Origin of the sequence: Halomonas sp. NPDC076908, assembly GCF_050269715.1 — a bacterium.
GTDB lineage: Bacteria > Pseudomonadota > Gammaproteobacteria > Pseudomonadales > Halomonadaceae > Vreelandella.
The window spans coordinates 83,485-99,618 of record NZ_JBNNIW010000006.1; the positions used below are offsets into that span (position 1 = coordinate 83,485).

The following is a 16,134-nucleotide window of genomic DNA, read 5'->3' on the forward strand; positions in this document are numbered from 1 at the left end:
TTTAGCCCGCAACCTTTATTAAGGCAATGGCTAACTAGTGCCTATAAGCACGATCAAGATGTTATTCTTGCGCCCGGATCCTTTTATATTTTCAATCGTCAAGAGATATCCCTATGCGCCAGCCTCTCGCTCCACCCAGCTTATTACGCGAAAGCGCACTGCGTACGCTGCAAATTGAGCAGGCTGCTATTGGTGGCCTTCAGGAAAAGCTGGACGAAAGTTTTGACCGTGCCTGCGAGCTGATACTCGCTTGCCAAGGGCGCGTAGTGGTCACCGGCATGGGCAAGTCAGGCCATATAGCAGGCAAACTTGCCGCAACGCTTGCCAGCACAGGTACGCCGGCTTTTTTTGTCCACCCAGGAGAAGCAAGCCACGGCGATCTCGGCATGATTACCCGCACAGATGTCGTGCTTGCCCTTTCAAACTCTGGCGAAACGGCGGAAGTTACCGCGCTTTTACCGCTCTTAAAGCGCTTGGGTATCCCACTGGTCAGCATGACGGGGCGCCCCAACTCCACGCTGGCTAAACATGCCAATGCCCACTTAAACAGCGGCGTTGAGCGCGAAGCTTGCCCTTTGGATCTTGCGCCGACTAGCTCCACTACCGCAGCCCTTGCATTAGGCGACGCGCTGGCAGTGGCGCTCCTGGAAGCGCGGGGCTTTACTGCTGAGGACTTTGCGCTCTCCCACCCTGGTGGCAGTCTAGGTAAGCGGCTGCTGCTTCGGGTAAGGGATCTAATGCACGATGGCGCCCGGCTACCGCAAATAGCGCTAGGCAGCCCGCTGCGCGATGCTTTGTTAGAAATCACTCGCCAAGGCCTGGGCTTCACCTGCGTTGTGGATAGTGACGGCCGCTTAGCGGGGGTCTACACCGATGGCGACCTGCGGCGCACCTTAGATCATTTTCACAACCTGCGTGATGTTCTCGTCGACGATGTCATGACGCGCCCTGGCAAACGCATTGGTCCCGACATCCTAGCGGCAGAAGCAGTACGCATTATGGAAGAGAGCCGCATTACAGCATTAGCAGTGGTGGATGAACAACAGCGACCTATTGGCGCTCTACATATGCACGACCTACTCGCCAGCGGCGTTATTTAACCCACAACCACACGTTTTAGTGACTTGCTTAACGGAGACTATATGAGCCTACCTGCATCCCTACTTGATCGGCTCCGCCGCGTACGCTTATTGGCGGTGGATGTTGATGGCGTACTGACGGATGGTCGACTTTACTTTCAAGCTGACGGTATCGAAATCAAAGCTTTCCATACCCAGGATGGACATGGCCTAAAACTGCTAAAACGGGTGGGAATTCATGTTGCCCTGATTACAGGCCGTGATTCGCCAATGGTAAGCCAACGCGCTGCAGCACTCGGCATCGACCACGTCTATCAAGGCTGTGAAAATAAGCTCACCACGTTGCGTATCCTTTGCCAGCGTCTGGATTTAGAACTGGAGCAAGTGGCCTATTGCGGTGATGACCTCCCTGACCTCTCCGCCATCAAGCGTTGCGGTATTGGCATTACCGTTCCTAACGCGCCGGACTATATGCACACCCATGCCGACTGGATCACCGAGCGGCTAGGGGGACACGGCGCCGTGCGCGAAATCTGTGACACGCTGCTTGATGCTCAAGGCCATTGGGGGGCGGTGTTAGATACCTATTTGCATGGTCGCACATAAATGCTTAAACGAATTAAGACTCGCGTATGGCTAACGGGGCTTGTTATCGCCTTAGGAGCACTGCTGGTTTGGCTTGAACCGGGCGGGCCTCAACGAGTAGCTATCGACCCTGATGCACAGGCACAAGAACCTGGCCATGTGCTCGAAAATGCAGAAATTACCCTTTTCGGGGAAAATGGCAATACCTTACAGTCACTGCAAACACCGCACCTTATCCATACTCCCCAAAGCGGTGAAACTTGGTCAGAAGAGCCTAGAGCAATTTTGTATGACAGCGAAAATCGCCAATGGCTAGCCAACGCCGATGTCGGCACACTCAACGCCAACACTCATGCCCTTGTGCTATCCGGCTCAGCTCGACTGATTGCCCCTGACGAAGGCTGGCAACTTGATACAGAGTTATTGCACTATGATGGGCTAAATCAGCATGCTTGGAGTGAAACACCCGTTTTGCTGCAGCAGCCCCCACAGCAGATGAGCGCTTCACGTATGGATGCATGGCTTAACGATAGCCAGGTCCGCTTAACTGACAATGTGCGCGGCACGCACCCCCCTGCCACACAACGTTAACAGGAGTCGCCATGAAAACACTTATCTGCACCGCTCTTATTGCGCTCGCGGTACCGCTATCTGCGGGGGCCCAGTCCAGCCCTACCCAGCAGCAGGCACCGGTGGAAGTAGAAGCCGATCGCTTAGACCTGGATCAACGTGCTGGTACTGCCGTTTACACCGGCGATGTCGATATTCGACAAGGTGAAATGCAGCTACGAGGTGATCGTGTGGAAATCCAACGCAACGACGCAGGTGAGCTCTCACTTGCCACATCTACCGGCGAACGTGCCTACCTGCGCCATCAAACTGAAGGACAGGAAGGCCCTACTGAAGGCTGGGCCCGGCGCATCATTTACCATGTTGCAGAGCGCCGCGTAGAGTTAATTGATCAAGCTGAATTGACCCAAGAGGATGATCGATTTACCGGTGGACGGTTGGAGTACTTTATTGACCGTGAAGTGATTCAAGCACGCTCAGACGTTGACGGCAGCGAGCCGCAGCGCATCCGAATGACCCTTCAGCCAGCACAATAGGGAGTCAGCTTGTGGCAACTGCTGAAACTGCGCCGATAAAAACCCTCTATGCCCAACACTTAGCTAAAAGCTATAAGCGTCGTCAGGTGGTTAAAGATATCAATCTGGAGATATCTCAAGGTAGCGTCGTCGGTTTACTGGGGCCCAACGGCGCAGGCAAAACCACCTCGTTTTATATGATTGTCGGCTTGGTAAAAGCGGATGCGGGCAAGGTCGGCATTGATGATCTGGATTTGACCCGGGCACCCATGCATGAGCGGGCAATGGCAGGTATTGGCTACCTTCCCCAAGAAGCGTCAATTTTTCGCAAACTATCGGTTAGCGATAATATTATGGCGATTCTGGAGACCCGCAAAGAGCTTGACAGTGCAGGGCGCGAAGCGCGCTTGGAAGCTTTGCTAGAAGACTTTCATATCACCCATATTCGCAACAATTTAGGCATGAGCCTATCTGGCGGCGAGCGGCGACGTGTCGAAATTGCCCGTTCACTAGCCACGGAGCCTGCCTTTATTTTGCTTGACGAACCTTTTGCTGGGGTTGACCCCATCTCAGTTGGCGATATTAAAACCATTATTCGTGCGCTAAAGCAGCGACATATCGGCGTGCTGATCACTGATCACAACGTACGTGAAACCCTCGATATTTGCGATATCGCCTATATCGTAGGCGACGGCCAGATCATTGCCAGTGGCTCTCCCGAGTCAATTCTCACCAACCAGAAGGTGCGAGACGTTTATTTGGGTGCTGATTTTCGCCTCTAAGCTGTTTTTCACCTCTAATCAGTGCTCTACGATAATTTTTATACCAATGGCATGCTTATTGCACTTGCACACAGCCACCACTCGCACTAGGGTGAACCTTTCCGATTAACGAGTGGTTCTCAGATGGTCATGAAAGCTTCTCTTCAGTTGCGTATCGGCACACAGCTGACCATGACGCCTCAGTTGCAGCAGGCGATTGCCTTATTGCAACTATCAACGCTCGACCTTCGTCAAGAAATTCAGCAGGCGCTAGACGCGAACCCTATGCTGGAGCAAGAAGATGAGTTCAGCGAACAAGCTGTCAGCGAGCCTAAAGAGGAAGAGTGGTCAGAGAGTATCCCTACCGAACTTTCGGTAGACAGCGATTGGTCGGATACTTACCAAGACATGGGCAGCATGAGCGGTAGCAGCGGCGAGGGCCCTGACTTTGAGCGCCAGGCCGCAGGGCAAAGTCTCCACGGCCACCTGCTGTGGCAACTCGCCATGACCGATTTTAGTCCCCGTGAGCATTTAGTTGCGGAAAGCCTGATCGATGCGCTAGACGCCAATGGTTATTTAACCCAACCGCTTAACGACATTCGTGAAGGACTGCGCGCCCAAGGTATCGATGGCCTCAGCCAGCGCGAAATCGAGACCATACTGCTTAAACTGCAGCAGTTTGAACCTACCGGCATCTTTGCCCGCGACCTGCGCGAATGCTTAATGTTGCAGTTGGCTGCACTGCCCGATGACACACCGCTACTCGTCCCTGCCCGCCGCCTTGTCCGCCAATTTCTTGAAGCACTTGGTAAGGACGATATGCGCTTATTAAAGCGCCGCCTGGGGCTAAATGATGAGCAGCTGGGCGATGTCATCCTATTGATCCGCAGTCTCGACCCACGCCCAGGAAGCGCTTATGGCGTCACTGACGATAGCTACATCACTCCCGACTTAGTGGTGCGTCACGACAACGAAGGCTGGCATCTGGAGCTCAACCCAGAAGCCTTGCCACGACTGCGTATTCAGCCTGACTATGCAAGCTTGATTAAGCGCGCAGATAAAAGTCAGGACAATCAGTTCTTAAAAGAGCATTTACAAGAAGCGCGCTGGTTAATTAAGAGTCTTTCCAGTCGTAACGATACGCTGCTACGCGTGGGCCGCGAGATTATCACCCGCCAAATTGGCTTTTTAGAACACGGCGAAGAGGCTATGAAGCCGCTGATATTGGCAGATATTGCGGAAGCGGTAGAAATGCACGAATCGACCATATCTAGGGTGACTACCCAGAAATACATCCATACGCCCCGCGGCGTGTTCGAACTCAAATACTTTTTCTCCAGCCAAGTGAGCGGTCAAGATGGCGATAGCCACTCCAGCACCGCCATTCGAGCACGACTAAAAAAGCTGATAAACGAAGAGCCGCCTGGCAAACCCCTCTCTGATAGCCGTTTAGTGACGCTTTTAGACGAGGGTGGCATTCAGGTTGCACGCCGAACGGTAGCCAAATATCGCGAAGCCATGGGCATCCCCTCCTCTAGCGAACGCCGTCGTTTACGCTAAGGCTGTATCAATAGTAAGTAAACTCTCTACAAGGGCTTTGCAACGCGGCAAAAAGGGTTACAATCGAAGTACAGTCCGATGGATAAGGAGTACGTCAATGCAAGTTAATATCACTGGTCATCACGTAGATCTGACTGACGCCTTGCGTGACTATGTCAATGAAAAACTTGAACGTGTCGAGCGTCATTACGACAATATAACCACGGTGCAAGTCACCTTATCTGTAGAAAAAGAGCGACAGCAAGCCGCTTGTACACTGCACGCAGCAGGTGCAGATCTACATGCAGAAGCTCTCGACAGTGATATGTATGCCGCGATTGATGCTTTAGCGGATAAAATTGATCGTCAACTCGTTAAACACAAGGAAAAAGCACAAGCTCGCGCCCAAGGCGCAGGTGTGCGTTAATTCAATGACGTTGGAAACCATACTCCCCCCGGAACGCGTTCTATACGATGTGCCCGGGGGCAGCAAAAAAAGGGTGCTGGAGTTTTTCAGCACCTTTATTGCCCAAAACACGCCCAGCCTAGATAGCCAAGAAGTGTTTAGCCGATTAATCGGTAGAGAACGCTTAGGCAGTACAGGTATAGGTAACGGTGTGGCTATCCCTCATGCGCGTAGCCCTCACTGCTCAACGCCAATCGCTGGTTTCTTGAAGCTGTCGGAGCCAATCGATTTTGATGCTATCGACGGAGATCCAGTTGATTTAGTGTTTGTGTTGCTCGTACCAGAAGAGGCAGATGACACGCACCTGTCCTTGTTAGGTCAAGTGGCCACTATCATGAATGACGCGGATACCCGCCAGCAACTGCGCAAAGCAGGCAGCCAGCGCGAGTTACTCGATCTTATTACCGCTAAAATTCGTGAACAGTCAGCCCCCTAACAATGGTCTCAGGCACTCTGCTTATCTAACTCTGCTTGTCTAGTAGCTACCATCAACTCAGCCTGCTCAAAGCAAAGAGAGTCTAAATGCAACTGGTGATCATTAGCGGCCGCTCGGGGTCTGGTAAATCCATCGCCTTACAAGCGCTGGAAGACCTTGGCTACTACGCCATTGATAACCTTCCCGCCATGCTGCTGGGTTCATTGGTGGATGAATTACGCGACCAAGGCGAACGCACGCATTTGGCGGTCAGCATTGATGCCCGCAACTTGCCTGGCGCACTAGAGCGCCTTCCCGCCCAATTGAACGAGCTACGCCAGCGTCAAATAGATTTTCAAGTCATTTATTTGACCACTGATGCTCGCATTCTTCTTGAACGCTACTCAGCGACGCGGCGCAGGCATCCGTTGACCCGCGATAGCGAGATGACGCTGGAAGAGGCAATTAATAAAGAAGAGGAAACGCTACACGACATTCGCGATTTGGCCGACCTGCTGATCGACACCTCACGATTGTCGGTACACGATTTACGTCGCCGCATTACCGATCAGGTCGCGCATCAGCGGCGCGATCAGCTTACCCTAACATTTGAATCATTTGGTTATAAGCGCGGCGTCCCCATGGATGCAGATTTGGTCTTCGATGTGCGCTGCCTGCCGAACCCTTATTGGGATCCAACGCTGCGTCAATTTACCGGCCGCGACGCTAACATTGTGGCTTTTTTAAGCAGTTATCCCATTGTCGATGATATGAGCAATGATATTCAGGCTTGGCTTGAGCGTTGGCTACCCGCCTACCAGAATAGCCAACGCAGCTATATGACCATAGCTATTGGGTGCACTGGCGGACAGCATCGCTCGGTGTATATGGTCGAACAGTTAGCGAAAAGGCTGGCACCCCGAATGGGCGAGGTGCAACTGCGTCATCGCGAGTTAGGCTTGCAGTACACGCTGAGCGATCAGTCAGCGCTCCCGTTAACCAATCTCCCCCACATCGACAAACGGCAAGAGACTTCTTAAGCGTTTCTACCCATTAATGACACCACTCGGCGAAAAGGAACCAGGGTGCCAGAAAGAATACTCACACTTACCAATCAGCGCGGACTACATGCCCGCGCGGCCACCAAACTGGTCAAATGCGGTCAACAATTCACGGCTAAAATACGTGTTTATAAACAGCAACAGGTCGCTGACGCCGCCAATATCATGTCGCTACTAATGCTCGCCGCCCCCTGCGGCACTGAGCTGAGAGTCAACGCTGAAGGCGACGATGCAGAACAAGCGCTTGAAGCAATTCAAGCGCTGTTCGAAGCGCGATTTGAAGAAGATCAGTAGGCTACGCTTTTACTTATTAGTCACCAGCAACGGTCATCGCATCAACTAACCAACTACCCGTGTGAACACTTCCGCGGGTATCAGTGTCATCGCCTATCCCCACCAATCCTGAAAACATTCGCTCGAGATTGCTAGCGATAGTGAACTCTTCAATCGGGTACTGAACCTTACCGTTTTCCACCCAAAAGCCGGCTGCTCCACGTGAGTAATCACCGGTAACACCGTTGACCCCCTGCCCCATTAACTCCGTTACCCAAATACCTCGCCCCATCTCTTTCAGTAAGTGATCACGGGGCTGTAATGGCGCCGTCAGGCGAACATTGCGGGCTCCACCGGCATTCCCCGTGGTTTGCATATTTAATCGCCGCGCGCTGTAAGAAGACAGCATGTAGCTTGCAATACGGCCTTGATTGATAAAACGGTTATTGCGGGTTTGCACGCCTTCGCCATCAAACGGCGTACTCGCCATAGCGCCGATTTCCATCGGGCGCTCCTCTAAGCTAAACCAATCAGGAAATAGCGGCGTTCCCAATCGATCGCAGAGAAACGACGCCTGCCGATATAACGCCCCACCGGCTAGACCGCCAAGTAAATGCCCTATCAAGCCACCGGCTAACGAGGGGTCAAACAGCACTGGAAACGTACCCGTAGGGGGACGCTTGGCCCCAAGCCGACGCAGGGTGCGTGCAGCCGCCTCTTGACCCACCTCGGCAGGATCACGCAAGCTGCGGGGATCTCGCCCAGAAGTATAGTCATAGTCGCGCTGCATGCCGCCCGCATCCTGAGCAATCAGCATGCAGGAGAGAGAATGACTGCTACCTTTTTGAGTGCCCAAAAAACCATGGCTATTGGCATAGACACGAACCCCTTCACCGCTGGAGAGCGAAGCGCCATCGGACTGAGTAATCCCTTCAACCTCACGCCCAGCCTGTTCGCAGGCAAGCGCTAGCTCAATCGCCTCATCGGTTGTTAACGCCCAGGGGTAGTGCACTTTTAGGTCGGGCAGTTCGGTGGCCATTAGCGAAGCATCCGCCAGCCCAGCAGCCGGGTCTTCCCCGGTGTATCGGGCGATAGCAAACGCTTTCTCAACGGCCGCCTGAATGGAGGCACTGCTAGCATCGGTAGATGATGCACTGCCCTTACGCTGACCTACATATAATGTTACGGCAATGCCTTGATCACGCGACAATTCAACCGTCTCTACTTCACCTAAGCGCACGCTGACCCCAACGCCCTGGTCAACGCTTGCACCTACTTCAGCCGCATCCGCGCCTAAGCGTTTTGCCAACGCTAACGCCTCTTCAGCCCGCGCGGTCAATAATGACTGCTGCGCCGCTGCATCAAATTCCTGTGCCATATAACCTCCTTTATCAACCGAATGTCTCTCAACCAACGTCTTTCAAGAGAATGTCTTCGGCTAATCAATGTTGTACTCGCAGCTGGTATAATGCTGCAACGAATCTAGTCAGTGAGTCACATTATGCGAAAGCAACGTCCCGATCCTGTTGAAACAGAAGACCAGGAAGAACGCCCTAGCAAGTCGCAACTCAAACGCGAAATGCATGCCTTACAGGCACTTGGGGAAACTTTAATTGCTATGCGGCCAGCCGAGCGCGCCCGCTTTCCTCTCTCGGACGATATGCTGCGTGCTATCGAGGAAACATCGCGCATACGCTCCCATGAAGGCCGCCGTCGGCACATGCAGTACGTCGGCAAATTAATTCGTAAAGAAGACCTCACGGCCATTCAAGGCGTCTTCGACTCTATTGATCAAGAACAGGAGCAACGCGACCACGCTTTTCACCGCCTCGAAAAATGGCGGGAACGCTTAATTGATGAGGGCGATGATGCTGTTGATCTTTTCATGGCAGAGTACCCCGATGCCGACCGCCAAACGCTACGACAACTAATTCGCAACGCTCAGCGTGAGCGCGAACAGGGCAAACCGCCTACCAGCTCACGCAAGCTGTTCAAACACCTGCGCGAGACCTTAGCCCTTTAAAAAAAGCCCCTTTAAAAAAGCGCTTTAAGACTGCGTACCACCGACGGTCAGCTCATCCAATTTCAAGGTGGGCTGACCAACACCGACCGGTACGCCCTGCCCCTCTTTCCCACACACGCCAATCCCTGTATCAAGTGCCATGTCGTGACCAATCATTGAGACGCGTTGCATCGCTTCTGGCCCGTTACCAATCAGCGTGGCTCCTTTTACGGGTGCCGTCACCTTGCCGTCTTCAATCAGGTAGGCTTCGCTAGCGGAGAATACGAACTTCCCAGAGGTAATATCGACTTGGCCGCCGCCAAAGCTCACCGCATAAATGCCACGCTTAACGCTTTTAATAATGTCGCTGGGCTCATCCTGGCCCGCCAGCATGACGGTATTGGTCATACGTGGCATCGGTAAATGCGCAAAGGACTCGCGGCGAGCGTTACCCGTTGGCGCCATGCCCATCAAGCGGGCGTTGAGCTTGTCCTGCATATAGCCGGTCAAAATACCGTCTTCGATAAGCGGTGTATATTGACCCGGCGTACCTTCATCATCGACGCTCATCGAACCACGAGAATCTGATATTGTTGCGTCATCTACAATAGTGACGCCTTTAGCGGCGACGCGTTTACCCATCTGACCAGCAAAAGCAGAACTACCTTTGCGGTTAAAATCACCTTCCAAGCCATGACCAACTGCCTCATGGAGCAAAATACCCGGCCACCCGGACGCCAACACTACAGGCATTTGTCCGGCAGGCGCATCAATAGCTTCCAGATTGACAAGGGCTTGGCGAACAGCCTCTTTAGCGTAGTGCTCCGCTACCTGATCATCACGCAGCTTAGCCATTGAATAGCGGCCACCACCACCGGCACTGCCACGTTCACGGCGGCCATTTTTGACCGCAATAACGCTGACATTAAAGCGCACTAGCGGACGAATATCCGCCGCCAATGTTCCGTCGCTTGCCCTTACCAACACGACTTCATAAGTGCCTGAAAGAGAGGCACTGACTTGGCTGATACTGGGATCCGCTGCACGCGCTACACGATCAGCTTGCTTTAGCATGGCCACCTTATCTTCAGCACTAAGCCCCGCCAAAGGATCAATACCCGCGTAGCGTGACGCAGCTGACACTTGGTGTACCGCCTGTCCTGGAAGCCGTTTACCACTGCGCACAATGCCCGCTGCCGTACGGCCTGTATCCATTAGTGCATCGGCTGTAATTTGGTTGGAGTAGGCAAAGCCGGTTTTTTCGCCCGCCATAGAGCGCACACCGACGCCACCGTCAATGTTATAGCTGGCCTCTTTGACCTCACCATCTTCCAATACCCAACCTTCTTGCCAAGTACGCTGAAAGTATAAATCGGCATAATCAATACCCGCGCCCATGGCATAGCCCAGGCCGGTTTCCAGCGCATCTAAGTCTAGTCCGCCGGGCGTTAACAGGATGGCAGCAGCGGTATCTACATCATTTTTATATGCGGTCATTGAGGGCCTTCTAAAGTAACCTGCGGCGAGGCCCAGGGGCCTCGCACGCGATAATGGAGTGTCGTGGCTCGATCTAAGGCGTCGCCAAATAACTGGTCAGCGAGAAACAGCGCGCCGCCTACAATGGGCGCGCCAACGGCAATCGCCGCGATGGGCAAGCTTTGGGTCACTGGCAGTATGACGCCAAGCCGCTGGTCAAGTTCACGATTAACAAGGTCTACATCACCCGTAAGTTTAAGAGTGGCGGCAGGAGCGTCAATTTGCAACGGCCCACGCAGCGTCAAAAGCCCACCCGCCACATCGGCAGTTCCCTGCACGCGGTCAAATGCCGTGCCCTCACCGGTGACATCGGAAAAATCTAACCGCAAGCGGCGTAAAATATTGTCGAAATTGAGCAAACCAATTAAACGTACCGGTGCAGACTCAAGCGTTACAAACCGTCCATCGCGAATATCGGTTCGGATATAACCATCGGATTGACTCAAGTCCAACTGCCAGGGCGCACCCGGCCAATCAAGTGACGCGACCACATCGGTGCTCCGGCTGCGCATCACCACCGGCTGATCAAGACGCTCTAGCGCAGTCCCAACGTCACCACCCTGAATAGAGATATCGGCACGAGTGTGGCTAGAAAGTGAACTACCCTCCCAGTGTAGCTCGCCGCGGGCGGAAAGTTGCCCCATCGTCAAACCTACCGGGGTGAGTGAAAAACGCTCTCCATCGGTTTTCCAATAGGCCGTTAAGGGGCCAAAACGGCGTGCTCCCATGGCGATTTCAGCTAACCGCAGTCGTCCATCTGGCACGTCAGCCAACCAGTCAGGAATAGCCACAGGTGAATCTCGCTGGGTTTCCACCTCTTCCCACCAGGAGCCAGGGGCTGGGGAACCTGCGTCGTGCTCAACATTCGCCAACGCTAGCAAGCGATCAAGCGCAATCGACTCAACCACTATATCCAAGGGATGCGACGAAGCATCATTGTAAATTAAGTGCCCAGTAACAATATTGCCGCTTACATCTAGATCAGCGCGGCTATTATTGACGCTCCCCGCTGCGCTGATATTACCTAAACACTCGCTCTGATAGACCACACATGGCGTTGCCAGTGAGACAACAATGGGCATTTGACTGTTACCACTGCCCAGCGAAGAGCCTGCTCCTGTAAAGAGTGGCGCCAACGCTTCCTGCCAAGCTAACGGGTCGATGCGCGGCACATCGGCGGCAATACTAAAGCCAGCCTGAGAGGGCCATTCAGGGGGAGATGCTGCCTCACTGCCTAAGTGTAATGTCCCAGCGATCGCACCATTACGCTGCTGTGCACGTGCAAAAGCAACATCGGCCAAACGACTTTCAACACGCCCAGCGTCTATATCGGCGGTGACTATCCAGGGCCATGGTTGCTGGGCCGATTTTGCAAATGGCTCCGGCAAATGGCTGGTGATACCGATTAAACGACTCTCCAAGCGGACGGTTGGGGTGGGTAACAGGCTAACCAACCCTTGCCACTGCAACTGACCTTCCAGCGGCAAGCGCCCCTGGCTATCGTCTAAATCGGCGAGATCAAACAGCGCGGCTGAAGCGACACTGCCCTGCAACTGTACGCGGTTACGGCGGGTATCAATATCAGCGTTTATCTCCCCACCCAATAGTTGACCAGTGGCGTTACCCATTAGCCCTTGATTCTCACCGTCTTGCAGCCAAGTGAGATCACCCTCAACTGCCTGAGCTCGCAATTCCAACGGCTGGTAGACAATTTCTGAAAAGCGCGGCTGAGCATTAATTTCCAACTGTAACGCTTCCGGTATTTCCAATGGTAACGATAACGCAATATCGCCATTAACCTCTCCTGTCACGCTTAGATCATCGAGTTGGGAAAGATCTATGTCCGGCATTGCCTGTAAAAAAGCCGTCAGCGCTTGTCCATCGGCATGCAACTGCCCTGAAAGATCAAGCACCTCATCTTCCATTTTCACCTCACCCTGAGAAGCAGTAACGCCATGGCTTTGGGCATGGTCTATTTCGGCATCAAGTACCTTGTTCTGCCATTTCAAACGGCCCTCTACATCTTCCAGGCGTGGCCAGCCGGGAGCGATTGGCATATGGCCCTGATTAATGGCAAGCGCCAATGTGGCGGTAAAATCTGCCCCCGTACTTGACTCCCCGATTGGCTGACTAAGCCTTAAAGAGCCCTCACTAACATAGCCGCCTATGTCATTGAGCAGATAAGTGCTTAACCCCTCTTCCATTACCCCCAATGGTAACCACTGGGCTAAGGGCCGCTCTATGGCATCTACATCGCTAAAATCGATATCCAATCCAAAGTGGCCGCGCTGTTGGCCAGTGACCAAACCAAAACCACCCGTTACCTGTGCGCCATCCCAATCCACCTTTAACCGCTTTCCGCTTACCATGGCCCTGGGGCCGTCATACACCCACTCTACTTCCCCCTCGGCATGGCGTAGCTGCATTGGGGCGGAAAACACATCGGGAAAATAGAGGGTGCTATCGCCGTTACTGCTAAACAGCACCCGGCCACGCAGATTGCGCGCCTGCACCCAGGCATCTAAAGGACCGCCGCCTGGCGCCTTCTGCCACGGTGACACTTCTACGCCAGTGATCGCCGCATCTACGTCCCATTGGCCGTCGCGTTGGCCTACATGCAGCCCTTGCACCTGACCGCGCGGAGAGAGAGTTTGTAATACGCGAGTTACCGACTCAGGTAGAAATACATAATCACGCCAAGCCGTAAGCGAGGCTAATTCAAACGCGCTCGTGCGAACTTCCCATCGCCCAGGCTGATGGGAAGCAGACCAATGACGAGGTAAGGCCGGGCCATCACTTCCACCTACCGGCTGTGCCCACTCTACGCTTTGGGCATCGCCACTTAACCAGGCCTCGCCACCATCGCCATCGCGTTGCCACAGCCCGTTAGCTTCAATATCTCGTAGCACAGCGTATTGAACATCGTGACGCAACGTTAACTGCGGCACATCCACGGAAATACGTGCCTCTTCTAGACGCCCACCTCCCCAGCGCCCCCAAAGCCGCGCACGCCCCCCAGCCTGCTCTAAATACGCCACATGGTCAGGGCGGAACATGTCAGCGAGCACAACTAATTGATCAAGCTGTATATCCAACTGCAACGCGGCAGAAAAGTCGCTAAAGCCAAGACGGCCAGGCTGCATCTCAAGCTTTATTTCAGCCGCTGGTAGAGGTATCTCCCGCGCCTGTTGTATCGACTCAGCAATATTAATAGCACCTTGCAGCCGGGTGCGCCGCTCATCGCCCGTTAGTAATAGCGTTTGAGCATGCAGCATGACCGTGTCCTCACTGCCATGCAGCACCATGCGGGTATCGTGCACCCACAGACGTTGGCGCAATATTAAGCCCACCCAGTCATCAAGGGTAGCGAGATCAACGTCAGGTTCAGGAGCGATCAGAGACGGTAATTCAGCGGGTTCAGGCCACTGCCATGCCCCACCAATGCCTTCATAAAGATGAAATTCAGTACCGCTAATCCGAGCATCGTTAAAGATAGGCGCCAGATTGGCAAGCGTCGCCCAGAAGTCTAACCGCAGCCCAGCATGGTCTAACGAAAACAGCGCCTGGCCATCGGGCGTTTCAGCCTTTAAGCCATCAAGACGCAGCAGAAGGTCATTACGGGCAAGGGCGAGCGATAAGCGCTCAATAGTGACAGGCACACCAATACGCGCTTCTAACAGCGCTTCTATTCGGGGGGTAAGTGCGTCCGTTTGGCTAATCGCTAGGCGCAGCAGTAGCAGTACCACGGCGATACTGCCCAATAGCCAAGCCATTACAACTAAACTCCAACGCATTAGCGAACGAGTCAACATGGCTTACATCAATACTATATCGTATTGCTCTTGGGAGTAGTGCTGCTCAACCTGAAAACGTATCGTTTTATTGATAAACGCTTCAAGGTCTGCCACCGCCGCTGATTCTTCATCCAACAAACGATCTACTACTGGCTGTGAGGCAAGCACCATGTAGGTTTCAGCGCTGTAAGCACGCTCCTCACGCAAAATTTCTCGAAAAATTTCATAGCAAACCGTTTCGGGTGTTTTTAGCGTTCCACGGCCGCTGCAAGTAGGGCACGCTTCGCACAGCGTTTGCTCTAGGCTTTCACGGGTACGCTTGCGGGTTAACTGCACCAAGCCAAGTTCGGTAACACCCGTGCATTTGGTTTTGGCATGATCGCGCTCTAAGGCCTTCTCTAAAACCCGCAATACCTGGCGTTGGTGCTCAACATCAATCATATCGATAAAGTCGATAATGATAATGCCACCCAGGTTGCGCAGCCTAAGCTGACGAGCAATCGCGGTGGCCGCTTCCAAATTGGTTTTGAAGATAGTCTCTTCAAGGTTGCGGTGACCCACATACCCACCGGTATTGACATCGATGGTGGTCATGGCTTCGGTGGGATCAATCACCAAGTAACCGCCTGATTTCAGTTGCACCTTACGCCCTAGCGCTTTTTGAATTTCATCCTCGACGCTATACAGGTCAAAAATGGGCCGTTCGCCAGGATAATACTCGATCCGGTCAACGGCATCGGGCATAAACTCTTCTGCAAACTCAACCAACTTGACAAAGTTTTCTCGCGAGTCGATGCGCACTTTTTCAATGTCGTCACGCATCACATCCCGCAGCGTACGCATAAATAGCGGTAAATCATCATAAATAACGCTTTGCGGAGTAGCGGTCACTTTACGCTCGCTGACTTTCCGCCACAGCCGCAGCAAAAAGTACATATCCCCTTTAATCTCTTCGTCGCCAACGCCTTCAGCCGCCGTACGTACGATAAAGCCACCGGTCACGTCTAACGCTTGCTCGGCGACGCTCTCATCAAGTAATGTTTTTAATCGCTCGCGCTCTCGCTCATCCTCAATGCGCTGAGAGACACCATGATGCGGTGAATCCGGCATATAGACTAAATAGCGAGAAGGTATCGACAAATGGGTGGTTAAGCGCGCCCCTTTACTACCGATGGGGTCTTTAGTGGCTTGCACCACTAACGCCTGCCCTTCATGAAGTAACTGCCCAATGGTTTGCTGTGCGTCAAGCGGGGTGCCTGAGGGCATTACTTCATGGGCATGAATAAACGCCGCGCGCTCTAAGCCAATATCAACAAAGGCAGCCTGCATACCAGGCAGCACACGCACCACCTTGCCTTTGTAGATATTGCCCACAATACCGCGTCGGCGTGAACGCTCGATCAGTGCCTCTTGCAGAACACCATTTTCCACCAGCGCAACGCGGGTTTCCATTGGCGTTAAATTGATGAGAACTTCACCGCTCATGCAAAATTCCTTGTTGGTTGACGTATTCCTTACCAGCGACACAGGCAGCAAAG

15 protein-coding genes are annotated in these 16,134 nt (G+C 53.3%); 11 read left to right on the top strand and 4 right to left on the bottom strand.

Annotated features, from left to right (window positions below; translation table 11 throughout):
* The first annotated feature begins 113 nt into the window (after window positions 1-113).
* The 10 genes from ACQKE4_RS05245 to ACQKE4_RS05290 all read left to right on the top strand — a co-directional run bounded on the left by ACQKE4_RS05245 (window position 114) and on the right by ACQKE4_RS05290 (window position 7,285).
* A complete protein-coding gene (locus tag ACQKE4_RS05245; protein ID WP_427387222.1) occupies window positions 114-1,100 on the top strand; it encodes a KpsF/GutQ family sugar-phosphate isomerase in 987 nt (328 codons plus the stop codon).
* A 42-nt stretch (window positions 1,101-1,142) separates the two neighbouring features.
* Entirely contained in the window at window positions 1,143-1,685 is a 543-nt protein-coding gene (locus ACQKE4_RS05250; protein WP_427387223.1) for a KdsC family phosphatase, read from the top strand.
* Complete coding sequence (lptC, locus tag ACQKE4_RS05255; protein WP_427387224.1) at window positions 1,686-2,255, top strand: LPS export ABC transporter periplasmic protein LptC; 570 nt, start codon at window positions 1,686-1,688, stop codon at window positions 2,253-2,255.
* 11 nt (window positions 2,256-2,266) lie between these two features.
* Window positions 2,267-2,770: a lipopolysaccharide transport periplasmic protein LptA gene (gene lptA, locus ACQKE4_RS05260; RefSeq protein ID WP_427387225.1), complete on the top strand. Its 504-nt coding sequence runs from the start codon at window positions 2,267-2,269 to the stop codon at window positions 2,768-2,770.
* Window positions 2,771-2,781: 11 nt separating this feature from the next.
* Window positions 2,782-3,531 carry an LPS export ABC transporter ATP-binding protein gene (gene lptB / locus ACQKE4_RS05265; RefSeq protein ID WP_427387226.1) on the top strand — a complete coding sequence of 250 codons (750 nt, stop codon included), beginning with the start codon at window positions 2,782-2,784 and terminating at the stop codon, window positions 3,529-3,531.
* Window positions 3,532-3,654: 123 nt separating this feature from the next.
* Window positions 3,655-5,070 (top strand): RNA polymerase factor sigma-54, encoded by a 1,416-nt coding sequence (locus tag ACQKE4_RS05270; protein ID WP_427387227.1) that lies wholly within the window; start codon window positions 3,655-3,657, stop codon window positions 5,068-5,070.
* A gap of 97 nt (window positions 5,071-5,167) precedes the next feature.
* Window positions 5,168-5,476 carry a ribosome hibernation-promoting factor, HPF/YfiA family gene (gene hpf / locus ACQKE4_RS05275; protein ID WP_071692811.1) on the top strand — a complete coding sequence of 103 codons (309 nt, stop codon included), beginning with the start codon at window positions 5,168-5,170 and terminating at the stop codon, window positions 5,474-5,476.
* 4 nt (window positions 5,477-5,480) lie between these two features.
* Window positions 5,481-5,951: a PTS IIA-like nitrogen regulatory protein PtsN gene (ptsN, locus tag ACQKE4_RS05280; RefSeq protein WP_427387228.1), complete on the top strand. Its 471-nt coding sequence runs from the start codon at window positions 5,481-5,483 to the stop codon at window positions 5,949-5,951.
* 86 nt (window positions 5,952-6,037) lie between these two features.
* Window positions 6,038-6,970: an RNase adapter RapZ gene (gene rapZ / locus ACQKE4_RS05285; protein WP_427387229.1), complete on the top strand. Its 933-nt coding sequence runs from the start codon at window positions 6,038-6,040 to the stop codon at window positions 6,968-6,970.
* A 45-nt stretch (window positions 6,971-7,015) separates the two neighbouring features.
* Window positions 7,016-7,285, top strand: coding sequence for an HPr family phosphocarrier protein (locus tag ACQKE4_RS05290; protein WP_290834232.1), 270 nt, complete (start codon window positions 7,016-7,018; stop codon window positions 7,283-7,285).
* 16 nt (window positions 7,286-7,301) lie between these two features.
* Here ACQKE4_RS05290 and pmbA read toward each other — a convergent pair whose 3' ends face one another.
* A complete protein-coding gene (gene pmbA, locus ACQKE4_RS05295) occupies window positions 7,302-8,642 on the bottom strand; it encodes a metalloprotease PmbA (RefSeq protein WP_427387230.1) in 1,341 nt (446 codons plus the stop codon).
* A gap of 123 nt (window positions 8,643-8,765) precedes the next feature.
* Between pmbA and yjgA the strand changes: the two genes are divergently transcribed.
* The gene (gene yjgA / locus ACQKE4_RS05300; protein WP_290834228.1) at window positions 8,766-9,287 is read left to right on the top strand and encodes a ribosome biogenesis factor YjgA; all 522 of its coding nucleotides are present in this window, start codon (window positions 8,766-8,768) and stop codon (window positions 9,285-9,287) included.
* 24 nt (window positions 9,288-9,311) lie between these two features.
* On the opposite strand, the gene tldD is transcribed toward yjgA, so the two are convergent.
* From tldD to rng, 3 genes are read right to left on the bottom strand one after another with little or no spacing between them, the layout of a single operon-like run.
* On the bottom strand, window positions 9,312-10,763 hold the full coding sequence (tldD, locus tag ACQKE4_RS05305) for a metalloprotease TldD (RefSeq protein ID WP_427387231.1): 1,452 nt from the start codon (window positions 10,761-10,763) through the stop codon (window positions 9,312-9,314).
* Window positions 10,760-14,614, bottom strand: a complete 3,855-nt coding sequence (locus tag ACQKE4_RS05310; RefSeq protein ID WP_427387232.1) for a YhdP family protein — start codon at window positions 14,612-14,614, stop codon at window positions 10,760-10,762. The genes tldD and ACQKE4_RS05310 overlap by 4 nt, the downstream gene beginning before the upstream one ends.
* Window positions 14,615-14,617: 3 nt before the next feature.
* Entirely contained in the window at window positions 14,618-16,081 is a 1,464-nt protein-coding gene (gene rng, locus ACQKE4_RS05315) for a ribonuclease G (RefSeq protein WP_427387233.1), read from the bottom strand.
* Window positions 16,082-16,134: the final 53 nt, after the last annotated feature.